19 protein-coding genes and 1 pseudogene are annotated in these 23,081 nt (G+C 67.6%); 17 read left to right on the forward strand and 3 right to left on the reverse strand.

The features are described from left to right. Positions 1-27: 27 nt before the first annotated feature. The 13 genes from CLV01_RS11360 to cydX all read left to right on the forward strand — a co-directional run bounded on the left by CLV01_RS11360 (position 28) and on the right by cydX (position 15,889). On the forward strand, positions 28-981 hold the full coding sequence (locus tag CLV01_RS11360) for a histone deacetylase family protein (RefSeq protein WP_012204307.1): 954 nt from the start codon (positions 28-30) through the stop codon (positions 979-981). Positions 982-998: 17 nt separating this feature from the next. Next, a complete protein-coding gene (locus CLV01_RS11365; RefSeq protein WP_099734264.1) occupies positions 999-1,808 on the forward strand; it encodes an enoyl-CoA hydratase in 810 nt (269 codons plus the stop codon). Between the two features lie 92 nt (positions 1,809-1,900). After that, the gene (locus tag CLV01_RS11370) at positions 1,901-3,190 is read left to right on the forward strand and encodes a mechanosensitive ion channel family protein (protein WP_013803461.1); all 1,290 of its coding nucleotides are present in this window, start codon (positions 1,901-1,903) and stop codon (positions 3,188-3,190) included. Positions 3,191-3,399: 209 nt separating this feature from the next. Next, complete coding sequence (locus tag CLV01_RS11375; protein WP_012204310.1) at positions 3,400-4,149, forward strand: electron transfer flavoprotein subunit beta/FixA family protein; 750 nt, start codon at positions 3,400-3,402, stop codon at positions 4,147-4,149. Positions 4,150-4,163: 14 nt separating this feature from the next. Continuing rightward, positions 4,164-5,096, forward strand: coding sequence for an electron transfer flavoprotein subunit alpha/FixB family protein (locus tag CLV01_RS11380; RefSeq protein ID WP_013803459.1), 933 nt, complete (start codon positions 4,164-4,166; stop codon positions 5,094-5,096). 154 nt (positions 5,097-5,250) lie between these two features. Further along, entirely contained in the window at positions 5,251-6,393 is a 1,143-nt protein-coding gene (locus CLV01_RS11385; RefSeq protein WP_013803458.1) for an ABC transporter substrate-binding protein, read from the forward strand. A 97-nt stretch (positions 6,394-6,490) separates the two neighbouring features. Further along, positions 6,491-8,281 carry an acyl-CoA dehydrogenase gene (locus CLV01_RS11390; RefSeq protein ID WP_013803457.1) on the forward strand — a complete coding sequence of 597 codons (1,791 nt, stop codon included), beginning with the start codon at positions 6,491-6,493 and terminating at the stop codon, positions 8,279-8,281. 60 nt (positions 8,282-8,341) lie between these two features. Beyond that, the gene (locus CLV01_RS11395) at positions 8,342-9,301 is read left to right on the forward strand and encodes an NAD(P)H-dependent flavin oxidoreductase (RefSeq protein WP_012204314.1); all 960 of its coding nucleotides are present in this window, start codon (positions 8,342-8,344) and stop codon (positions 9,299-9,301) included. Positions 9,302-9,592: 291 nt separating this feature from the next. Further along, on the forward strand, positions 9,593-11,233 hold the full coding sequence (gene cydD, locus CLV01_RS11400) for a thiol reductant ABC exporter subunit CydD (RefSeq protein WP_099734263.1): 1,641 nt from the start codon (positions 9,593-9,595) through the stop codon (positions 11,231-11,233). Next, the gene (locus tag CLV01_RS11405) at positions 11,230-12,915 is read left to right on the forward strand and encodes an amino acid ABC transporter ATP-binding/permease protein (RefSeq protein ID WP_099734262.1); all 1,686 of its coding nucleotides are present in this window, start codon (positions 11,230-11,232) and stop codon (positions 12,913-12,915) included. Before cydD ends, CLV01_RS11405 begins: the two co-directional genes overlap by 4 nt. Positions 12,916-12,957: 42 nt before the next feature. Continuing rightward, entirely contained in the window at positions 12,958-14,544 is a 1,587-nt protein-coding gene (locus tag CLV01_RS11410) for a cytochrome ubiquinol oxidase subunit I (protein ID WP_034391473.1), read from the forward strand. Positions 14,545-14,562: 18 nt separating this feature from the next. Continuing rightward, a complete protein-coding gene (gene cydB, locus CLV01_RS11415; RefSeq protein WP_012204318.1) occupies positions 14,563-15,714 on the forward strand; it encodes a cytochrome d ubiquinol oxidase subunit II in 1,152 nt (383 codons plus the stop codon). 49 nt (positions 15,715-15,763) lie between these two features. Continuing rightward, positions 15,764-15,889, forward strand: a complete 126-nt coding sequence (gene cydX, locus CLV01_RS11420; RefSeq protein ID WP_012204319.1) for a cytochrome bd-I oxidase subunit CydX — start codon at positions 15,764-15,766, stop codon at positions 15,887-15,889. 199 nt (positions 15,890-16,088) lie between these two features. On the opposite strand, the gene CLV01_RS11425 is transcribed toward cydX, so the two are convergent. Further along, a complete protein-coding gene (locus tag CLV01_RS11425) occupies positions 16,089-16,685 on the reverse strand; it encodes a GbsR/MarR family transcriptional regulator (RefSeq protein ID WP_012204320.1) in 597 nt (198 codons plus the stop codon). 161 nt (positions 16,686-16,846) lie between these two features. Between CLV01_RS11425 and CLV01_RS11430 the strand changes: the two genes are divergently transcribed. Beyond that, positions 16,847-18,004: an acyltransferase family protein gene (locus tag CLV01_RS11430; protein ID WP_099734261.1), complete on the forward strand. Its 1,158-nt coding sequence runs from the start codon at positions 16,847-16,849 to the stop codon at positions 18,002-18,004. A gap of 73 nt (positions 18,005-18,077) precedes the next feature. On the opposite strand, the gene rnk is transcribed toward CLV01_RS11430, so the two are convergent. After that, on the reverse strand, positions 18,078-18,482 hold the full coding sequence (rnk, locus tag CLV01_RS11435) for a nucleoside diphosphate kinase regulator (RefSeq protein WP_013803451.1): 405 nt from the start codon (positions 18,480-18,482) through the stop codon (positions 18,078-18,080). Between the two features lie 294 nt (positions 18,483-18,776). Here rnk and CLV01_RS11440 point away from each other — a divergent pair, with 294 nt between their 5' ends. Next, positions 18,777-19,919 carry a PA0069 family radical SAM protein gene (locus CLV01_RS11440; protein ID WP_099734260.1) on the forward strand — a complete coding sequence of 381 codons (1,143 nt, stop codon included), beginning with the start codon at positions 18,777-18,779 and terminating at the stop codon, positions 19,917-19,919. Between the two features lie 37 nt (positions 19,920-19,956). Here CLV01_RS11440 and CLV01_RS11445 read toward each other — a convergent pair whose 3' ends face one another. Then, complete coding sequence (locus CLV01_RS11445; protein WP_099734259.1) at positions 19,957-20,823, reverse strand: LysR family transcriptional regulator; 867 nt, start codon at positions 20,821-20,823, stop codon at positions 19,957-19,959. A gap of 106 nt (positions 20,824-20,929) precedes the next feature. Here CLV01_RS11445 and CLV01_RS11450 point away from each other — a divergent pair, with 106 nt between their 5' ends. Both CLV01_RS11450 and CLV01_RS11455 read left to right on the forward strand, forming a co-directional pair. After that, the gene (locus CLV01_RS11450) at positions 20,930-22,054 is read left to right on the forward strand and encodes a mandelate racemase/muconate lactonizing enzyme family protein (RefSeq protein WP_099734258.1); all 1,125 of its coding nucleotides are present in this window, start codon (positions 20,930-20,932) and stop codon (positions 22,052-22,054) included. Positions 22,055-22,089: 35 nt separating this feature from the next. Next, positions 22,090-23,063: pseudogene (locus tag CLV01_RS11455) on the forward strand (Bug family tripartite tricarboxylate transporter substrate binding protein). Positions 23,064-23,081: the final 18 nt, after the last annotated feature.

The raw sequence follows: 23,081 nt of genomic DNA on the forward strand, positions 1-23,081 counted from the left end.
TAAAAAAAACATCGCGGAGACATCACTGTGGGCAAGACGGGTTATTTCACCCATAGGGAGTGCTGGCGGCATGAAATGGGGCCGGGGCACCCGGAATGCCCGGCCCGGCTCGACGCCATCGAGGACCGGCTGCTGGTGACCGGCGTGGCCGATGCGCTGGAGCGGCACGAGGCCCCCCAGGCCTCGCTGGCCGACATCGAACTGGCCCATGACCGCATGCATGTGGCCGCGCTGCAGGGCCTGACCCAGCGCCTGGTCGAGGAGCAGCAGGCCGGCGGCCCCGAGTACTCCCAGATCGACACCGACACCTCCATCAACAGCCATACCTTCTCGGCCGCCCTGCATGCGGCCGGCGCCGCGCTGGCGGCCACCGATGCGGTGATGGCCGGCGAACTGGAGAACGCCTTCTGCGCCGTGCGCCCGCCGGGCCACCACGCCACGCGCCACCAGGCCATGGGCTTTTGCTTCTTCAACAACGTGGCCGTGGGCGTGAAGTACGCGCTCAGCCGCCACCACCTCAAGCGCGTGGCCGTGATCGATTTCGACGTGCACCACGGCAACGGCACGGAGGACATCCTCTCCGGCGACGACCGCGTGCTCATGTGCGGCATCTTCCAGCACCCCTTCTATCCCTTCAGCGGCGACCAGCACCCGGCCGCCAACATGGTCAACGTGCCGGTGGCCGCCTATACCAAGGGCATGGACATCCGCGAGATCGTCGAGATGATGTGGATCCCGCGCCTGGAGGCCTTCAAGCCCGAGCTGATCTTCATCAGCGCCGGCTTCGACGCCCACCGCGAGGACGACATGGGCCAGCTGGGCATGACCGAGCAGGACTTCACCTGGATCACCTCGCGCATCAAGGACATCGCGCGGCGCTTTTCCAAGGGGCGCATCGTCTCCTGCCTGGAAGGCGGCTATGTGATGGGGCCGCTTGCGCGCAGCGTGGAAGCGCACGTGCGCGTGCTGGCCGACCTCTGAACCGGATCTGGAACACCATGAACGCGAGCACCCATCCTCCTGAAGCCAGCCCCCTGCTCGACGTGCAGCGTGATGCGCGCGGCGTCGTGCGGCTCACGCTCAACGACCCGCAGCGCTTCAATGCCCTGGGAGAGCAGATGCTCACGCAACTGCAGCATGCGCTGGACGACGTGGCGCGCGACGAGTCCGTGCGCGTGGTCGTGCTGGCTGCGGCCGGCAAGGCCTTTTGCGCGGGACACAACCTCAAGGACATGGCGGCCCATCCGCAGCTGGACTACTACCAGAAGCTGTTCGCCCAGTGCAGCCGCATGATGCTGTCCATCCACCGGCTGCCCGTTCCCGTGATCGCGCGCGTGCACGGCATTGCCACGGCGGCAGGCTGCCAGCTCGTGGCCCAGTGCGATCTGGCCGTTGCTGCGCAGGCGGCACGCTTTGCCACCAGCGGCATCCACTATGGCCTGTTCTGCGCCACCCCCAGCGTGCCGCTGGTGCGCAACGTGCCGGCCAAGCAGGCCATGGAGATGCTGCTCACGGGCGACTTCATCGACGCCCAGCAGGCGCTGGAGCAGGGCCTGGTCAACCGCGTGGTGGCCGAGGAGGCGCTGGACGATGCAGTGGAGCACTTCGTGCAGTCCATCGTCAGCAAGCCCCGTGCGGCCGTGGCCATGGGCAAGGCCCTGGTCTACCGGCAGCGCGAGATGGGCATCGAGGCGGCCTACCAATTGGCCGGCCAGACCATGGCCGCCAACATGATGGATGCCGACGCCCAGGAGGGCGCCCAGGCCTTCGCCGCCAAGCGCGAACCAGCCTGGAAGACGGGCCACTGACCGACCTGCATGTAGGTCCCGGTCCGGTCGGCCTGTCCTGGATCTGCGCGATGATGGCGGCCTGCGCCCTTGCGGCGGAACGGCCCTGACCCATGGACATCTTCGACAAGCTCATCAACGACTTCCAAAGCTCCAGCGCCTGGCTGGAGTTCTCCGTGCTCATTGCCTGCCTGCTGCTGGCCTACGGCGCCATGCGCGGCCTGCATGCGCGCTACGGCCATCTGAACGATGGAAAGCCGTCCGTATGGATAGGCCGCCATGCGCTCGATGGCGCCCTGTTCCCGCTGCTGGCGCTGGTGCTGGTCTTCACCAGCCAGGAGATCCTGGCGCGGTTTTCCACGGTGTTCTGGCTGCGCGTGGCCGTGTCGCTGCTGGTGTCCCTGTCGGTGATCCGCTTCGTGGCGCGGGTGCTCAGCCGGACCTTCCCCCACTCCACCGTGGTGCGCCTGATCGAGCGCATCTTCTCCTGGCTGGCCTGGGGCGCGGCCGTGCTGCACAGCATCGGCCTGCTGCCGCAGGTCATGGAGGAGCTGGAGGCCCTGCAGTTCAACATCGGCAAGACGCCGGTCAGCCTGCTCAACCTGATCGAGGGCACGCTGTCGGCGGGCCTGATGATGGTGGCCGTGCTGTGGGTGGCAACGCTGTTCGAGCAGAAGGTCATCAACCAGTGGGTCAGCGACCTGTCCATGCGCAAGGTGGCCATGAACATCACGCGCAGCGTGCTGATCCTGGTGGGCCTGCTGGTGTCGCTGTCCATGGTGGGCGTGGACCTGACGGCGCTGTCCGTCATGGGCGGCGCCATCGGCGTGGGCCTGGGTTTCGGCATGCAGAAGATCGCCTCCAACTATGTGAGCGGCTTTCTGGTGCTGATCGAGCGCGCGCTGCGCATCGGCGACAACGTGCGCGTGGATGGCTTCGAGGGCCGCATCACCGACATCCGCACGCGCTACACCATCATCCGCGCGCTCAACGGCCGCGAATCCATCGTGCCCAACGAGACGCTGATCACCCAGCGTGTGGAGAATCTCACCGGATTCGACGTCAAGTTCGGCCTGTCCACCAACATCGTCGTGGGCATGGACAGCGATGTGGAGCAGGTGCGCGGCATCCTGCTCGATGCCGCAGCCGCCCAGCCGCGCGTGCTCAAGACGCCGGCGCCTTCGGTGGCCCTGGTCGACTTCGTCGAGCAGGGGCTGCAGTTCAGTCTCAGCTACTACATCAACGACCCGCAAAATGGCCAGGGCAATGTGCGCTCCGAGGTGAACCTCGCCGTGCTGCGCGGCCTGCGTGCCGCGGGCGTGAGCCTGCCAGTTCCCAAGCAGGTGGTACAGATCACCGAACGCGGGGGCGTGGTGGCTCAGGCAGCAGAGAAAAGCAGCTAGGATTATTCCTAGGTGCATACCCTGAGTTCAGGCTGTTCCCCCGCAGGAAATCTCAATGGTCGTGCTTAAAATGGCACGATCGTTCTTTTTTGTGAGCGCGCATGCGGCCCTCGGTCGTCAGGGAAACCTGCCGCAGCTGCTGCAGCGCCGCATACAATGATTTCGGTTTACGTAAACGTCAATCTATCAATCAATCAGGAGCCGCTGCAATGAAGGTTTTGGTCCCGGTCAAGCGCGTGGTGGACTACAACGTGAAGGTCCGCGTGAAGTCGGACGGCACGGGCGTGGACATCGCCAACGTCAAGATGAGCATGAACCCCTTTGACGAAATCGCCGTCGAAGAAGCCGTTCGCCTCAAGGAAAAGGGCGTGGCCACCGAAGTCATCGCCGTCTCCTGCGGCGTGGCCCAGTGCCAGGAAACCCTGCGCACGGCCATGGCCATCGGTGCCGACCGCGGCATCCTGGTGGAGACCACCGAGGAGCTGCAGCCCCTGGCCGTCGCCAAGCTGCTCAAGGCCCTGGTGGACAAGGAACAGCCCGGCCTGATCATCCTGGGCAAGCAGGCCATCGACGACGATGCCAACCAGACCGGCCAGATGCTGGCGGCCCTGGCCGACCTGCCGCAAGCCACCTTCGCCTCCAAGGTCGAAGTCGCTGGCGACAAGGTCAACGTGACCCGCGAAGTGGACGGCGGCCTGGAAACCCTGGCCCTGAGCCTGCCGGCCGTCATCACCACCGACCTGCGCCTGAACGAGCCGCGCTACGTCACGCTGCCCAACATCATGAAGGCCAAGAAAAAGCAGCTGGACACCGTCAAGCCTGAAGAGCTGGGCGTCGATGTGGCCCCGCGCCTGAAGACGCTCAAGGTGGCCGAGCCCGCCAAGCGCGGCGCTGGCGTGAAGGTGCCCGATGTGGCGACCCTGGTCAGCAAGCTCAAGAACGAAGCCAAGGTCATCTAAAGGAATTCGCAGACATGACATCCCTCGTTATTGCAGAACACGACAACGCTTCCATCAAGAGCGCCACGCTCAACACCGTCACTGCGGCCCTGGCCTGCGGCGGCGACGTGCATGTGCTGGTGGCGGGCGAGAATGCCGGCGCCGCTGCGCAGGCCGCGGCCCAGATCGCTGGCGTGTCCAAGGTCATCCACGCCGACGGCGCCAGCCTGAAGGACGGCCTGGCCGAGAACATTGCGGCGCAAGTGCTGGCGATTGCTTCGAACTACAGCCACATCCTGTTCCCCGCCACCGCCAGCGGCAAGAACGCCGCGCCGCGCGTGGCCGCCAAGCTGGACGTGGCCCAGATCAGCGACATCACCAAGGTGGACAGCGCCGACACCTTCGAGCGCCCCATCTACGCAGGCAACGCCATTGCCACGGTGCAAAGCAGCGACAAGATCAAGGTCATCACCGTGCGCGGCACGGGCTTTGACGCAGCGGCCACCACAGGCGGCAGCGCCCAGGTGGAGCAGCTGGCCGCCGCTGGCGACAACGGCAAGAGCAGCTTTGTGGGCCGCGAGGTCACCAAGAACGACCGCCCGGAACTGACGGCTGCCAAGATCATCGTCTCCGGTGGTCGCGCGCTGGGCAGCAGCGAGAAGTTCCAGGAAGTCATCACACCCCTGGCCGACAAGCTGGGTGCCGCCATCGGTGCTTCGCGCGCCGCGGTGGATGCAGGCTATGCGCCCAATGACCTGCAGGTCGGCCAGACCGGCAAGATCGTCGCGCCGCAGCTGTACATCGCCCTGGGCATCTCGGGCGCCATCCAGCATTTGGCCGGCATGAAGGACTCCAAGGTGATCGTGGCGATCAACAAGGACCCCGAGGCACCGATCTTCTCGGTGGCCGACTACGGCCTGGAGGCCGACCTGTTCCAGGCCGTGCCGGAACTGGTGCAGGCGCTGTAAGCGGCTGAAGCTGAAAAATGAGGGGCACAGGCCCCTCTTTTTCCGTCATGGATTCCGGGATGGTCCGCTGGTCACGGCGCGCACCACCGACTACAACAACGGACTTGGCCGCCAGCCGGTGCTGGCGATGGCATGAACCGAGAGGGAGATTGAAATGAAGATGATGCGCTTGCGCCTGGCCCGCACGGCCGTGGCCTTTGTCTGTGGCGCCATGGCGCTGGCCGCCGAGGCCAATGCCTGGGTGGTGGGGCAGGTGGCACCCATGTCGGGAGCCGGTGCGACGCAGGGCCGTGCCTATGCCCAGGGCATGCGCCTGTACTTCGACCAGATCAACAAGGCCGGCGGCGTGCAGGGCCAGCCCGTGCAACTGGTCACCGTGGACGATGTGGGCCACCCCGAGGAAACCGTGGACAAGACCCGCAAGCTGCTGGACGAGTCCAAGCCCGTGGTGCTGGCCGGCTACTTCGGCAACCGCAACATGGCGGCGCTGCTGGACAGCAAGCTGCTCGACCAGTCCCAGATCTCCCTCGTGGGCTACCAGAGCACGGACACGCGGGTGCTGAGCAATCCCCAGATCTTCAGCACGCGCGCCAACCTGCCCGAGGAAATGGCCAAGATCGCCTCGCACCTGGCCACCGTGGGCATCACGCGCCTGGCCCTGCTGCATGACGAGCGCCCGGATGCCAAGGCCGTGGCGGAACTCGTTGACAAGGCGATTGCGCCTTCCAAGGCCAAGCTGGTGGTCAGCGCCTCGCTGAGCACGGGCAAGGGCGCCATGGACAAGGCCGTGTCCCAGTTGCAAAAGGCCCAGCCTTCGGCGCAGGCCGTGATGGTGGTGGCCTCCAGCCCAGTGACCTCGGCCTTTGTCGAGGCGTACCGCATGGCGGGTGGCACGGCCCAGATCTACGCCACGTCCGAAGCCGATATCGAGCAACTGGCCAAGCGCCTGCCCGTGGAGTTCATGAGCGGCCTGTCCATTGCCCAGGTCGTGCCCAGTCCCTACAAGGTGACCATGCGCCTGAACAAGGAGTTCAGGGACGCGGCCACCGCTGCCGGCAAGTCGCTGACCGTGCCGGTCAGCTACGCCATGATGGAAGGCTATGTGAACGCCCGCGTCATCGTGGAGGCCATGCGCCGCACCCAGCCGCTGACGCGCGACAAGTTGGCCGCTTCGCTGCGCGGCCTGGACGCCTTCGATCTGGGCGGCTACTGGGTTACCTATCGTCCGGGCTCGCAGGCGGGCTCGAAATTCGTGGATTTGTCCATCGTCAACGCATCGGGCCGCGTCACGCAATAACGCAGCAATGCAGTAGTGCCGTGGCGGCGTGCCCGCTGTCCCAGGTCGCCGCGCGCTGCGCGCCGGCGGTCCAGGCTCTGTTCAGGAAGGTTCAACAATGACTTACTCGGCTCCCCTCAAAGACATGCTGTTCGCCATGGAGCATCTGGCGCAGATCGACCAGGTGGCGCAGTTGCCCGGTTTCGAGGAGGCTGGTCTGGAGACGGCCCAGGCCGTGCTGGAGGAATGCGCCAAGCTGTGCGAAGGCGTGGTGGCACCTCTGAACCTGCCGGGCGACGTGGCGCCTTCCAGCCTCAAGGACGGCGTGGTCACCACCACGGCGGGCTTCAAGCAGGCCTTTCGCCAGTACGCCGAAGGCGGCTGGCAGGGCCTGCAGCATCCGCAGGATTTTGGCGGCCAGGGCCTGCCCAAGACGATTGGCGCGGCCTGTGTGGAAATGCTCAACAGCGCCAACCTGAGCTTTGCGCTGTGCCCGCTGCTGACCGACGGCGCCATCGAGGCCCTGCTGACGGCGGGCAGCGATGAGCTCAAGGCCACCTATCTCGAGAAGCTGGTGACCGGCGAGTGGACCGGCACCATGAACCTGACCGAGCCCCAGGCCGGCTCCGACCTGGCCCTGGTGCGCACCAAGGCCGATCCGCAGCCCGATGGCAGCTACAAGGTCTTCGGCACCAAGATCTTCATCACCTATGGCGAGCACGACATGGCCGAGAACATCGTCCATCTGGTGCTGGCCCGCGTGGCCGGGGCGCCCGAGGGCGTCAAGGGCATCAGCCTGTTCGTGGTGCCCAAGTTCCTGGTCAACAAGGATGGCTCGCTGGGCGCGCGCAACGATGTGCACTGCGTGAGCATCGAGCACAAGATGGGCATCAAGGCCTCGCCCACGGCCGTGCTGCAGTACGGCGACAACGGCGGGGCCATCGGTTACCTGGTGGGCGAGGAAAACCGCGGCCTCGAATACATGTTCATCATGATGAACGCGGCCCGCTACGCCGTGGGCGTGCAGGGCATTGCCGTGGCCGAGCGCGCCTACCAGCACGCCGTGGCCTATGCCCGCGAGCGTGTGCAAAGCCGCCCCGTGGACGGCAGCGTGAAGGCCAGCGCCACCATCATCCACCACCCTGATGTGCGCCGCATGCTCATGACCATGCGTGCCTACACCGAAGGTTGCCGCGCCATGGCGGCCACAGCCGCTGCCGCCTACGATGCGTCCCACCACCATGCCGACGCCCAGGTGCGCGAGGCCAATGCGGCCTTCTATGAATTCATGGTGCCCCTGGTCAAGGGCTACAGCACCGAGATGAGCCTGGAAGTCACCAGCCTGGGCGTGCAGGTGCACGGCGGCATGGGCTTCATCGAGGAGACGGGCGCCGCCCAGTACTACCGCGACGCCAAGATCCTGACCATCTACGAAGGCACGACCGCCATCCAGGCCAATGACCTGGTGGGCCGCAAGACGGCGCGCGATGGCGGCCAGACCGCGCTGGCCATTGCGGGCCAGATCGAGAAGACCGAGGCCGAGCTGGCCGCCAGCGGCACGCCCGAGGCACTGGCCGTGGCCCGCCAGCTGGCCGCTGCGCGCCAGGCCTTCGTGGAGGCGGTGCACTTCGTCTCGGGCCAGGCCAAGGCCGAGCCCAATGCCGTGTACGCCGGCAGCGTTCCCTACCTGATGCTGGCGGGCAACCTCGTCGCAGGCTGGCAGATGGGCCGCGCCCTGCTGGTGGCCGAGCAGCTGTTGCACAAGGGACAGGACGAGGCCTTCATGCGCGCGAAGATTGCGACGGCGCGCTTTTATGCCGAGCACATCCTCGTCAAGGCGGCGGGCCTGCGCGATGCCATCGTGCACGGCGGCGACAGCGTGATGGCGCTGCCCATGGACGCCTTCTGACCCGGCGCTCCCGCAAGGCACAACGCAGACAGAGATACCGAGAACCAACGGAGACAACGCATGTCCAAGCTTCCCCCGGCGCTGAAGAAACTGGCCCTGCCAGTGATCGGCTCGCCGCTGTTCATCATCAGCAACCCCAAGCTCGTGATCGCCCAGTGCCAGGCCGGCATCGTGGGCTCCATGCCCGCGCTCAACGCGCGCCCGGCCGAGCAGCTCGAAGACTGGCTGGCCGAGATCACCGAGACCCTGGCCGCCTGGGACAAGGCCCATCCGGACCGGCCCTCGGCGCCGTTCGCCATCAACCAGATCGTGCACAAGAGCAATGACCGGCTCGAGCACGACATGCAGATGTGCGCCAAGTACAAGGTGCCCATCGTCATCACCAGCCTGGGTGCGCGCGAGGACGTGAACCAGGCCGTGCACAGTTGGGGCGGCGTGGTGCTGCACGACATCATCAACAACAAGTTCGCGCACAAGGCCATCGAAAAGGGGGCCGACGGCCTGATCGCCGTGGCGGCGGGCGCCGGCGGCCATGCGGGTGTCAAGAGCCCGTTCGCGCTGATCCAGGAAATCCGCGAATGGTTCGACGGCCCCGTGGCGCTGTCGGGCTCCATCGCCTCGGGCGGTGCCATCCTCGCGGCCCAGGCCATGGGAGCGGACTTCGCCTATATCGGCTCGGCCTTCATTGCCACGCATGAGGCGCGTGCGCACGACGCCTACAAGCAGGCCATCGTGGACGGCACCTCCGACGACATCGTCTACAGCAACCTGTTCACGGGCGTGCACGGCAACTACCTGGCGCCGTCCATCCGTGCGGCAGGCCTGGACCCCGACAACCTGCCCGAGTCGGACCCCAGCAAGATGAACTTCGGCGGCGACGCCAAGAAGGCCTGGAAGGACATCTGGGGCTGCGGCCAGGGCATTGGCGCCATCCGCGAAGTCACGGGTGCGGGCGAGCTGGTCGAGCGTCTCAAGCGCGAATACAACCAGGCGCGCGACCGCCTGCTGTCCACCCCGTAAGGTCGGGGAGCCCAGGACGGGCTCTTCTCCTACCCTGCCAGACGGCGCCTTCGGGCGCCGTTTTCTTTGGGTATTACCCACGCTGTGCGGGTCCGGTTCTCGAAGTTGTTTGCGCAAAACCCCTTGCGCACGCTTGACTGCTTCACTCGGCTTCCCCCTACGAGCGACTTGCCTGGAGCAAGTTTGTTTAGAATTCTTTGCGTAATTTCAGTAAATACTGAAATTACAGAATAAATGAACAAACCTTGTACCCCGTCATTGCCTGAGTTCCACCAACTGGCGCGTCGTCCGATGGCGGGTACGGGGCGCCTGGTGCTGGCCTCGCTGCTGTGGCTGCCCCAGGCGGCGCTGCTGGCGCTGGCCGTGCAGTCCATGGCCGATGGCGCGGGCGTGGAGCCGATGTGGCTGCTGTGGCAGCTTGCGGCCGGCGTGGCACTGCTGGGCGGGTTGCGCGCCTGGTGCGATGCCAGCGGCACGCGCCGCGCCAATCTGCAGGCGCGCAGCCTGGTGAGCGCGCTGCGAATGCAGGTGCTGCGCACGCTGGCGGGCACCTCGCCGCTGGACCGCCAGCGCGCGGCCTCGGGCCAGGCGGCCAGCGCCATGGCCGAGCAGGCCGAGGCCATCGTGCCCTGGCTGTCGCGCTACCAGACCGCCATGTGGCGCGTGCGCACCGTGCCGCTGGTGATTGCGCTGGCCGTGGCCAGCCAGAGCTGGGTGGTGGCGCTGATCCTGGTGGTGGCCGCGCCGCTGATCCCGCTGTTCATGGCCATCGTCGGCTGGCGCGCCAAGGCGGCCAGCCAGGCGCAGATGGTGGAGCTGGGCGGCATGAACGCCTTCCTGCTCGACCGGCTGCGCGGCCTGTCCACCCTGCGCGCCCTGGGCGCGGTGGATGCCACGGCGCAGCGGCTGCGCGCCAATGCCGAATTCCTGCGCGAACGCAGCATGCGCGTGCTGCGCATCGCCTTTCTGTCCTCTGCGGTGCTGGAGCTGTTCTCGGCCCTGGGCGTGGCCATGGTGGCCGTGTACGTGGGCTTTCACCTGCTGGGCCATCTGCCCTTTGGCAGCTGGGGCCAGACACTGAGCCTGGGCCAGGCGCTGTTCGTGCTGCTGCTGGCGCCCAGCTTCTTCGATCCCCTGCGTGAGCTGTCTGCCGTCTGGCACGACCGCGCCAGCGGCGAGGCCGCACTGCAGGCCCTGGGCGAGCTGGGCCGCGATGCGCAGCCGCTGCCCGGCGCGCTGAGTGCGCCCGGCAGGGCGGCCGGCCAGGCCTGCGCCCTGCACCTGGAGCAGGTGCGGCCCCAGGCGCCAGGCGGCGCGGTCACGCTGCCGGCGCTCACGGTGGACGTGCGGCCTGGCGAGCATGTGGCGCTGTGGAGCCCCAGCGGCAGCGGAAAGTCGCTGCTGCTGGCGCAGATTGCCGGCCTGCTGCCGGTGGCCGAGCCTGGGCGCATCCATATCGATGGCCAGCTGCTCGACGGCGAATCGGCCGGCCGGCTGCGCGCGCGCATGGCCTGGATGGGGCAGAGCCCCCATGTGTTCGCCGGCTCGGTGGCCGAAAACCTCCGGCTGGGCCGCCCGGGATTCACCTTCGGCGAACTGCGCCAGGCCCTGCGGCTGGCCGGGCTGGGCAAGCTGGCCGAGACCCGGGCCGGCGCCACGCTGGGCGAGGGCGGAGCCGGCCTGTCGGGCGGGGAGATCGTGCGCCTGGCACTGGCGCGCCTGGCCTTGTCGCGCGATGCAGGCCTGCTGCTGGTCGATGAACCCACGGCCCACCTGGACCCGGCCACGGCCGCTCAGGTCACCGATGCCCTGCTGCAGCTGGCACGCGGGCGCACGCTGATCGTCGCCACCCACGATGCCGAACTGGCCGCCGCCATGCACCGCGTGGTGGAGCTGGCGGGCCATGCCGCCCCACAGGAGCTGGCCGCATGAAGCCCCGCTCCACCCTCTGGCCCGTGCTTGCCGCCCTGGCGCGCATGGCGCCCCGGCGCCTGTGGCTGGGTGGCGCGCTGCTGGCCCTGCTCACGGTGCTCATGGGCATGGCGCTGCTGGGCCTGTCGGGCTGGTTCATCACGGCCACGGCGCTGGCCGGGCTGCTGCCGGCCACGGCCATCGTTTTTGACGTCTTCATGCCCTCGGCCGGCATCCGCCTGCTGGCCCTGGGCCGCACGGGCACGCGCTATGCCGAACGGCTGGTCACCCATGACGCCACCCTGGCCGTGCTGGCAGCCCTGCGCGAGCGGCTGCTGCGCAGCTGGGCCACGCCCGCCGCCGCCCTGAGCCTGCGCCTGCGGCCCGCGCGCCTGCTGCAGCGGCTGACGGCCGACGTGGATGCGCTGGACAGCCTGTACCTGCGCCTGTTCGTGCCCTTGCTGGCCGCCACGGGTGCCACGCTGATGGCCGCCCTGGCACTGGGCCTGATGCGCTGGTGGCTGGGCATGGCCTTGGCTGCGTGGCTGCTGGCCACGGGCCTGGGCAGCGCCCTGTGGCTGGCCCGCAGTGCGCGCCGGCCCGCCGTGCGCCGCGCGCTGGCGCTGGAGTCCCTGCGCGCCCGCACGGCCGACCTGGTGGCCGGGCAGGCGGAGCTGGCCATGGCCGGCACCCTGGCCGCGCATTGCGAACGCATTGCCGCCCTGGACGCACGCGTGGCCGAGGCCGACGCCGAGCTCCACGGCCTGGAGGCCCGAACCTCCTTCGTGCAGGGCCTGTGCGGCGCCCTGGCCCTGGCCGGTGTGCTGCTGGGCGTAGGCTGGCTGGCCGAGGCCGGCCTGCTGGGCGCCCCCGTGGCTGCGCTGGCCCTGCTGCTGGCGCTGACGGCCATGGAGCCCTTTGCTGCGTTGCGCCGTGGCGCGCTGGAGACCGGCCGCAGCTGGCTGGCCGCGCGCCGGCTGGCGCCCGCCCTGCGCGATGGCGCTGCGCAAGGCGCCTGCGAACCGGCTGCGCCCAGGCAGGGCTTGGCGGTTGAGCTGGAGCAGGTCGTGGCACCCCGTGCCGCCGTGCTGGCCCAGGACATCCGTATCGCCGAAGGCGAGCGTGTCGCCCTGCTGGGCGCCAGCGGTGCGGGCAAGACCACGCTGCTGTGCCTGATGGCCGGCGAGCTCCAGCCGCTGTCCGGCGCCGTGCGTGCCCGGCGCTGCACCTGGATGACGCAGCGCACCGAACTGTTCGAGGACAGCCTGCGCGACAACCTTTTGCTGGCCTGCCCCGAGGCCGCCGAGGACACGCTGTGGGCGGCGCTGGAAGTCGCCGGGCTGGCCGGCGATGTGCGCGCCATGGCGCAGGGTCTGGACACGCGGCTGGGCGAGGGCGGGCTGGGCCTGTCCGGCGGCCAGGCACGGCGCCTGGCGCTGGCGCGGCTGCTGCTGAGCCCCGCGCGCTGCTGGCTGCTGGACGAAGTGACCGAGGGCCTGGATGCACGCACGGCCGCCGACCTGCTGGTGCGGCTGGACAGTGCAGCCCGGGGCCGCACCCTGGTGCTGGCCACCCACAAGCTGCGGGAGGCGCAACTGGCCGACCGGCTGCTGTGGGTGGAGCAGGGCCGCGTGGTGTCCGAGGCGCTGCGCGGCACACCGCCGTTCGAGGCGGCCCTGGCGCGCCTGCGGCAGGACGGCTGATCAAGGATTTCACCAAGTACCCCCGAGAGAAAGGATCTCACCATGGACCTCGACATCGTCGATCTATCGCGGCTGCAGTTCGCGGTAACGGCGCTCTACCACTTCCTGTTCGTGCCGCTGACCATCGGCCTGGCCGTGATCATCGCCATCATGGAGACCGTCTACGTGATGACGGGCCGCACCATCTGGCGCGACATGACGAAGTTCTGGGGCACGTTGTTCGGCATCAACTTCGCCATGGGCGTGGCCACGGGCATCGTGATGGAGTTCCAGTTCGGCATGAACTGGAGCTACTACAGCCACTACGTGGGCGACATCTTCGGCGCGCCGCTGGCCATCGAGGGGCTGATGGCCTTCTTCCTGGAAGCCACCTTCGTGGGCCTGTTCTTCTTCGGCTGGGACCGCCTGAGCAAGGTCGGCCACCTGGTGACCACCTGGTGCGTGGCCCTGGGCTCGAACTTCTCGGCGCTGTGGATCCTGATCGCCAATGGCTGGATGCAAAACCCCGTGGGCGCGGCGTTCAACCCGCAGACCATGCGCATGGAGGTCACCGACTTCTTCGCGGTGCTGACCAACCCCGTGGCCCAGGCCAAGTTCGTGCACACGGTCTCGGCCGGCTACGTGACGGCGGCCATCTTCGTGCTGGGCGTCTCGGCTTGGTATCTGCTCAAGGGCCGGCACATCCAGCTGGCGCGCCGCTCCATGACGGTGGCCACCTCGTTCGGCCTGGCCGCCGCGCTGTCGGTGGTGGTGCTGGGCGATGAAAGCGGCTACCTGTCGTCGGAGCACCAGAAGATGAAGCTGGCCGCCATCGAGGCCATGTGGGACACCGAGCCCGCACCGGCCGCCTTCACGGCCTTCGGCTTCCCCGACAAGGCCGCACGCGAGACGCACTACGCCGTGCACATTCCCTGGGTCATGGGCCTGATCGGCACGCGCTCGCTGACCACCGAGATCCCCGGCATCAACGACTTGGTCCAGCGCACCGAGCAGTACATCCGCAACGGCATCGAGGCCTATGGCGCACTGGAGGCCATCCGCGCCGCCGGCCCCACGGGCCAGGTGCCGGCCGAGGCCAAGGCCGTCTTCGAGGACAAGGGCGGTCAACTGGGTTACGCGCTGCTGCTCAAGCGCTACGTGGACGACCCGCGCCAGGCCACGGACGCGCAGATCGCCCAGGCCGCCTGGGACACCGTGCCGGCCGTGGGGCCGCTGTTCTGGGCCTTCCGCATCATGGTGGGGCTGGGCATGTTCTTCATCGCGCTCACGGCCGCGTTCTTCTGGCTGTCGGTGCGGCGCAGGCTGGACGCCCATCCGTGGATGCTCAAGCTGGCCGTGATCGCCATTCCCCTGCCCTGGATCGCGGCCGAGTGCGGCTGGATCGTGGCCGAGGTGGGCCGCCAGCCCTGGATCATCGAAGGCGTGCTGCCCACGGCGCTGGCCGTGTCCAACCTGGGCGCGGGCACGCTGCTGCTGACGATTGCAGGCTTCATCGCCATCTACTCCGTGCTCTTCGTCATCGAGATGAAGCTCATGGTGAAGGCCATCCGCAAGGGACCGCAGGAGGAAAGCGCACCGCACCTGACCACCTACTTTCCTCTGATGCAAAAACTCGCCCGCGGGCAATGACCAAGGGAGATTGTCACCATGATTCTTCACGAACTGATCAGCTACGACATCCTGCGCCTGCTGTGGTGGGGCCTGCTGGGCGTGCTGCTCATCGCCTTTGCCGTCACCGATGGCTTTGACCTGGGCGCTGCCGCGCTGCTGCCGCTGGCGGCCAGGACCGACGTGGAGCGCCGCGTCGTCATCAACTCTCTGGGCCCGGTCTGGGAAGGCAACCAGGTCTGGCTCATCCTGGGCGGCGGTGCCATCTTTGCGGCCTGGCCGCAGCTTTATGCCGTGTCGTTCTCAGGCTTTTACCTGGCCATGTTTGCGGCGCTGGTGGCGCTGATCCTGCGGCCCGTGGCCTTCAAGTTCCGCAGCAAGCGCGAGGAGCCGGCCTGGCGCGCGCGCTGGGATGCCGTGCTGTGCATGGCCGGCGTGGTGCCCGCGCTGATCTTCGGCGTGGCACTGGGCAATGTGCTGCAGGGCGTGCCCTTCCGCCTGGCGCCCGACATGCGCATCTACTACGAGGGCACGTTCTTCGGCCTGCTCAACCCGTTTGCGCTGCTGGCCGGCCTGGTCTCGCTGTGCATGCTGCTCATGCATGGTGCGTCCTGGCTGGTGTTCAAGACCGAGGGCGATGTGGCCGCGCGCGCGCGCCGCTTCGGCATGGTGGCTGCCGTCGCCACCACGGTGCTGTTCGCGGCGGCTGGCGTGTGGCTGGCCGCGCTCAATGGCTACCGCATCACCAGCGAGATCAACACCACCGGACCGTCCAACCCGCTGTTCAAGACGGCTGCGCTGCAGGCGGGCGCCTGGTTCGCCAACTACCAGGCCCGGCCCGTGCTCTGGGCCGTGCCGGCCATCGGCCTGCTGATGCCGCTGCTGGCGGCGCTGGGCCTGTGGCTGCGCCGCGAGTGGCTGGCCCTGCTGTCCAGCGGCCTGGGCATTGCCGGCATCATCGCCAGCGTGGGGGCGTCCATGTTCCCGTTCATCCTGCCCTCGTCGCTGAACCCGCAGCACAGCCTCACGGTCTGGGACTCTTCGTCCAGCCATGTGACGCTGTTCATCATGCTGGTGTGCGCGCTGATCTTCGTGCCCCTCATCGTGGCCTACACCAGTTGGGTCTACAGCGTGCTGCGCGGCAAGGTCGACCCGATGGCCATCATCGAGGGCCGCGGCCACTCGTACTGATCCACCGAATCAAGAAACGACAGTCAACGTCAAGAAAGGACACAACACCATGTGGTACTTCGCCTGGTTGCTCGGCCTGCCGCTGGCGGCCGCCTTCGCGGTGCTCAACGCGATGTGGTACGAACTGATGGACGACGAGGCCACGCGCCGCGAACTCCTGGCCCGGGAGAAATAAAGCTCACCCTGAGGCGCTTCGCGCCTTCCCCCTCTCTCTTCGGGAGGGGGACGACACCCTCGCTGCGGGGGCGGCCCTTGCTCGGTGTCCCTCGCTTTGGGCTACGCCAGTTTTTGCACGCGCTTACCGCCAATGAAGCATTGCTGTAAACACAATGAGCTCCCTCGGGAGCTCATTTTTGTACGCAGGCTTGCCAGGTTCAATCGTCGGTGTCATCCGCCTTGGCGCGGCCCTTGCCGCCCGTGATGCGGTCCTTCAGATCCAGCAGCCGCGTCACGGCCGTGCCCATGCCCATGAGCTGCATGGCGGTCTCGGGCGACAGGCGCTGCACGTCGTCGAACCAGTTCATGAGCCGGTCGATCAGCTCGTACATGTCGCGCATGCGCTGCTGGGCGTAGCGTTCCTCTTCGGTGGTGACTTCCTCCAGCATGGCGGCGCGCAGCATGGACTGGGTGGGCTCTATCTCGCGGCGGCGGCGTTCCTCGGCCAGGCGGCGGAAGATTTCCCAGACATCCTGCGGCGCCTCGAAATACTCGCGCCGGTCGCCGGGCTGGTGGCGCAATTGCACCAGGCGCCAGGCCTGCAATTCCTTGAGCCCCATGCTCACGTTGGAGCGCGAGAACTCCAGCGTCTCGGCGATCTGGTCGGCATTGAGCGGCTCGGGCGAAAGAAACAGCAGTGCGTAGATCTGGCCTACCGTGCGGTTGATGCCCCAGCGGCTGCCCATCTCGCCGAAGTGCGAGACGAACTGCCGGTTCAACGCCGGAAGAGGTTTGGATTGCGTCATGGCATGCATTGTGCCTGCGCGTGCGCGGCACGCTCCGGGCGGCTTGGGAAGCGATGTGTCAGCTTTCTGCAAGTCGCGCCCAAAAGGCGCACAATGGCGCCTTTGCGGGCTTGCGGCCAGGCGGCCCGGGCCCTGCGCCTTCCCGCCCCGTACCGACTACAGATTGCCCCATGTCCCACGCTAGCCGCAGTGCGCTGATCGACTGCACCAAGGGCCTGGCCTGTGCCGCCATCATCTGGCACCACCTGGCCTTCTACGGCCCCATGTCCGATATCGCCCATCCGGCCGCGCCGGAACTCATCGACTGGCTCTATGAATATGCGCGCATGGCCGTGCAGATCTTCCTGGTGCTGGGCGGCTACCTGGCTGCAGCCAGCATGGCGCCGCAAGGCCACGGGCAGCACAGCGATCCGTGGTCGCGCATCGGGCGCCGCTTCGTGCGTCTGGTCGTGCCCTATGCGGTGGCGCTGGTCGTGGCCATCGTGGTCTCGGCGGCCGTGCGGCCCTGGTTCGACCATGCCTCGGTGTCGGGCGAGCCCGATCTCTGGCAACTGGTGGCGCATGCGCTGCTGCTGCAGAACATCGTGGGCGAGGAATCGCTGTCTGCGGGCGTCTGGTATGTGTCCATCGACTTTCAGCTGTTCGCGCTGACGGCGCTGCTGCTGGCCGGCACGCGCTGGGGCGGTGCCTTGCTGCGCCGCCGCTTTGGCGGCGACGCCCTGTCACGCTGCTGGCCCTGGGCGCTGAGCGTGGCGCAGGCGCTGGTAGTGATCGGCGTGGCGGCTTCGCTGCTGGGCTTCAATCTGGATGCGCAATGGGATGTGTGGGCGCCGTACTTCTTTGGCGCCTACGGCCTGGGCATGCTGGCCTACTGGGCCGCGCATGCGGACAAGTCCTCGACGGCCTGGAGCTGGTCCCTGCTGATCGTGGCCCTGGTCGTGGCGGCATTGGCACTGGAGTGGCGCGACCGCATCGCGCTGGCCGGTGCCACGGCGCTGGCCCTGGTCGTGGCCATGCGCAGCCCCGCGTTTGCGCAGGCGCAAGGCTGGGCGCCGCTGCGTCGGCTGGGCAAGATTTCGTACTCGGTGTTTCTCGTGCACTTCTCGGTCTGCCTGCTGGTCAATGCCGTGGAAAGCCATTTCTGGCCACATTCCATTCCCGCCGCCCTGCTGGGCATGTGCACGGCCTTCGTGCTGTCGATTGCGGCCGGCCATCTGCTGTACGAGCGCGTGGAGCGCCACGTTCCCAGCTGGCACATGGCGCTGCGCTGGCAGGCGGGCCTGGTGGGCACCGGCCTGATCGCGGCGTTTGTGGCAGGCCTGCGCTGAGGCGCCGTGCGTCAGTCCACAAACAACAAAGGCAGCCGGTTGGCTGCCTTTTTCGCTTCACGCCGGTCGGCGTTCAACGGTGCAGCTCGCCTGCGCTTTCCGGCTGGAACTCGATGGCATCCACGCGCACGGTGACCTGGCCCGAGGGACCGGCCATGCGCGACTGGTCGCCCACGCTCAGGCCCAGCAGGGCAATGCCCACGGGCGCGAAGACCGACACCTTGTCGGAGCTGCCATCCATCTCCTTGGGATAGACCAGGGTCAGCGTATTGGACTTGCCCGACTCCAGCAGCGTGAAGCGCACGGTGGAGTTCATGGTCACCACGTTGGGCGGCATTTCCTTGGGTTCGAGCACGTCGGCGCGGTCCAGCTCGGCCTCGAGCGCGTCGCGGCCGGGGAAGGCGGGTTGCTTGTCCAGCAGGGCCTCGATGCGCTCCAGGTCCAGGGACGAAAGAATGATGTGGGGCTTGCGCTCCATGGTGTTGGCTCCCTTGTGTGCTTGCGCCGTGGCTGCAGTGAAGGGCAGCGGCGCCCAAACGGACAAAAGCCCGGGCAACGCGGTTGTCCGGGCCAAGGCATCTTCAGAAAAGAGAAAAGCACCAAGTTGGTGCGATAGGCCCATTGTGCAGGCCCGTGTGGGTTCTGCCAAGCGAACCCGCACGGTGCGGTGCGGATTGGCGTGGGCACTTGCCAAGCCGGCAAAACCCACTTCGCAACTGCAGGCATGCGGGGAGTGCTTGGCGGCATGACTGTATTTTTATACAGTTGCTCCATGCTTCCCAGTCCTCCCACGCCTCATCACGACACGGCCCGGGTGCCCCTGCACGCCATCAAGGGCCGGGGCGCAGCCAGCCAACTGGCCCACCGCTTCACCTCCGACCCGCGCGAGGCCTTCGATGACGGCTGGGGCAGCCATGAGGCGCCTGCCGAAGGCGAGGAAGCCGCTCCGCTGCGCACCGAACTGCGCTGGGAGCAGGCCCGCTCGGCGCTGAGCCGCCACCAGTCGCCCGACCTGCCGTTTCACATGGGGCTCAATCCCTACCGGGGCTGCGAGCATGGCTGCATCTATTGCTATGCCCGGCCCACGCACAGCTACCTGGGCTGGTCGCCGGGGCTGGACTTCGAGACCCGGCTCATCGCCAAGCAGAACCTGCCCGAGCTGCTGCGCGCCGAGCTGTCGCGCGCCAGCCATGTGGCCGCGCCCGTGATGCTGGGCTCGGTCACCGACTGCTACCAGCCCGTGGAGCGCGAACTGGGGCTGACGCGCACCCTGATCGAAGTGCTGGCCGAGGCGCGCCACCCGTTTTCCATCGTCACCAAGGGCAGCGGGGTGGAGCGTGACCTGGACCTGCTGGCCCCGCTGGCGCGCCAGGGCCTGGCCTCGGTGCACATCACGCTGACCACGCTGGATGCCGACCTGGCACGCCACCTGGAGCCGCGCGCCGCCGCGCCGCACCGCCGGCTGCGCAGCATCCGCGCGCTGACCGAGGCGGGCGTGCCCGTGGGCGTGAGCCTGGCACCGCAGATTCCCTTCATCAACGAAGACCTGGAGAAGGTGCTGGAGGCGGCCGCCGACGCAGGCGCGCGCCACGCCTTCTATGCCGTGCTGCGCCTGCCCTGGGAAGTGGCGCCGCTGTTCGAGCAATGGCTGCAGGTGCACTACCCCGACCGCGCCCGCCGCGTGATGGAGCGCGTGCGCGACCTGCACGGCATCCAGGGCGAGCAGCGCGAGGCCGGCCGCGTGTACAACGCCGAGTTCGGCCAGCGCATGAAAGGTACCGGCCACTGGGCCGAACTGCTGCGCCAGCGCTTTGCCCTGGCCTGCCGTCGGTACGGATTCAACCGCGAGCCGCTGCGGCTCGATTGCAGCCTCTACCACCCGTCGCTTTTGCTGCCGCAACGCAGCCTGTTCTGAGAGCCTGCGTGCCAGGCACAGGTCAGGGCATGGTTCGCTAGCGGGAATCGATCAGCTCGGACAAGGCGGCCGCCAGCGGGGAGCGCACCGACGATCGCAGCCACACCATGCCCACTTCGCGGGACGGGCTCGGAGGGGGCAGCGGCCATCGGCGCGTCCTGGCATCCGGCGGTCCCAGCACGGGCCAGTCCGGCAGGATGGAGACACCGAAGCCTTCCGCAACCAGCTGTGCGATCTGCTCGATGCCGTCCAGCTCGAAGCGGACCTTCGGCTTGATGCTGTGCCCCCGCAGGTATTCATCCGCCATTTTTCCTGCCACCACCTTGCGGTCGTACTGGATGAAGGGTTCGCGTGCGGCCGTGAGCAGCGGATCGCGCACCTTCATGTCCCGGGGCGCGAGAAGAATCAGCGCCTCGCTGCGCATCAGCCGCCATTCGCAGGTCTTGGGCATGGCGAAGGCCGGGTGCACAAGGATGGCCGCATCCAGATGGCCGGCCTGCACCTGATCCAGCAGCAGTGAGGAGGTGCCGGGTTCGATGTAGACGCGCACGGCCGGATGGGCGCTCATCCACCGGCGCAGCAGCGGGGGCACCAGGCCCATCAGCGCCGTGGGCGTTGCCCCCAGCCTCAATGGGCCTGCGGGAAGCTCGGTGGCCGATGCGGCTGACCTCAGGTTCTCCACGGATTTGAGCACCTCCCGCGCATGTTCCACGATCCGGGCGCCCACGACGGTGGGCCGCACCGTTCGGCCCACCCGCGTGAGCAGTGCGCAGCCCACGTCGGCCTCCAGCGCACGCATCTGCTGGGCCACGGTGGTGGGCGGCAGGTCCAGCCTGCGCGCGGCGTCGGCCATCGAGCCGCAGTCCACGACGGCAATGAAGCTCTGGAGAAAGCGCGAATCCATGCGACGCATTTTGCGTCATCTGAACCATGGGACACCATCTTTGTTGCAGATCTCCTGAAGCGCAAAGTTCGCTCGTTCCCACTTCCAAACCATGTCAGGAGAGCTCATGCCCCTCATCGAATCCATTGAAGTCTGCGTTGCCCGCGTGCCGCTGGACAAGGTCACCTATCTGTCGAACCGCACCGTGGTCGACCGCCACTACGGGCTGGTCAAGGTCCGCAGCAGCGACGGCGTCGAAGGCATCGGCTTTTGCTATGTGGGCAATGCGGCGGGCGAGCTGTTCCGCGTCGCGGTCGAGCAGCTGCTCGGTCCTGTGCTGCTGGGCCGCGAGTCCCTGGCCGTCGAAGGGCTGTGGAAGGAGATGTACCAGGAGGCGCTGCTGCAAGGCCGCATGGGCACCGTGATGCGCGCACTGAGCGCACTCGACATTGCGCTGTGGGACCTCAATGCCCGCACCGCCCAGCTGCCTTTGCACAAGTACCTGGGCGCGGTGGAGCTGGACACGGTGCTGGCCTATGCCAGCGGCGGCTACTACGTGGACGGCAAGACCGCCGGCCATGTCGGCGAGGAGATGGCCGGCTATGTCGAGCTGGGCTTTCAGGCCGTGAAGATGAAGACCGGCCGCTGGTCGCCCCAGGGCGAGGAGTCGCGCGTGAAGGCGGCGCGCGAGGCCATCGGCCCGGACGTGGAGCTCATGCTGGACTGCAACAACGGCTGGGTGGACACCGTGCAGGCCATGCAGTACCTGCGCCGCATGGAGGCGTACGACCCCTATTTCATCGAGGAGCCGTTCAGCCCCGACGATGTCGAAAGCCACGCCCGCCTGGCAAAGCTCACCCGCATTCCCGTGGCCACCGCGGAAATCGGCTATGGCCGCTGGTACCACAAGCATCTGCTCGACATGGGCGCCGCATCCATCCTGCAGACCGACGCCGCAGTCTGCGGGGGCATTACCGAGTGGAAGCGCATTGCCGCCATGGCGGCGGGCTATGGGCTGCAGATGTGTCCGCACTGGTTCCACGATGTGCACGCGCCGCTGGTGGCCGCGACCCCCAATGCGCGCTATGTCGAGTTCTTCTGGGATGACCAGGTGCTGAACTTCCGCCGCCTGCTGGACCGCCAGCTGGCGCAGGAAAAGGGCCGTGTCGTGCTGCACCAGACGCCGGGGCTCGGCTTCAATTTCGACGAGGCGCAGGTGTCCCGGTTCGGCCGCTGGACCTCGGTGGCGTAAGACCGCCGCCAGCCCATCATCCAAGGAGACAAGCCATGCAACGCAGACAGTTCCTGACCTCGGCCGCCGCAGCCACCGCCCTGCATGCCCATCCGGGCTTTGCACAGGCCAGGCCGCCAGCGGGCCCGGTCAAAATCCTCGTCGGCTTCTCGGCAGGCGGCGGCACGGACATCCTGGCGCGGATCATCGCCAACCGGCTCAACCAGCTGTGGGCCATTCCCGTCATCGTCGAGAACCGGCCAGGGGCGGCGGGGCTGATTGCCGCTGCCGAGGCCGCCAGGGCCGCGCCCGATGGGCAGACACTCATGATGGGCCACATCAATGCCCTGGGCATTGCCCCTGCGCTCAACCCCAGGCTCGGCTTCTCGCCGGAGCGGGACTTCTCCGCCATCGCCCTGATGGGCCAGACCCCGCAGGTCCTGGTTGCCAGCCCCAAGGCTTCCGCCACCATGCAGGGCCTGCTGGCCGCATTGAAGCAAAAGCCGGGGGAGGTCAGCTTCGGCTCCTCGGGCACGGGGTCGGCCCAGCACCTTGCGCTGGCGCTGTTCGAGCAGACTGCGGCGGTGTCCGCGCTCCATATCCCGTACAAGGGCGCGTCGAACGTGATGACGGATCTGCTGGGCGGCCAGATCGACTACGCGTTCGAGGGAATGACCACGGCGGCGCCCTTCATCAAGGGTGGAAAAGTCCATGCAGTGGCTCAGACGGGCGTGAAGCGCGCCAAGGCCTTCGCGGAGATTCCCACCGTGGCGGAGCAGGGCTATTCCGGGTTCAACGCGAGCATCTGGTTCGGCCTGGTGGGCCCCGCAAGAATGCCTGCCGATCTGGTGGCCCGCATCAATGCGGACGTCAACCGCATCCTGGCCATGCCCGATGTGGTGGCCAAGCTCGAAGAGTTCGGCGCAGAGGATGGAGGGGGACGCCGCAGCGCTTTGACGCCTTCATGCGCGATGAACGGGCAAAGTGGGCCCGGCTGATCCAGGCGCGCGGAATCAGGGTGGAGGGCTGAGGCGGGTTGCCGAGGTGG

This window comes from Delftia sp. 60 (genome assembly GCF_002754395.1).
Classification (GTDB): domain Bacteria; phylum Pseudomonadota; class Gammaproteobacteria; order Burkholderiales; family Burkholderiaceae_C; genus Comamonas; species Comamonas acidovorans.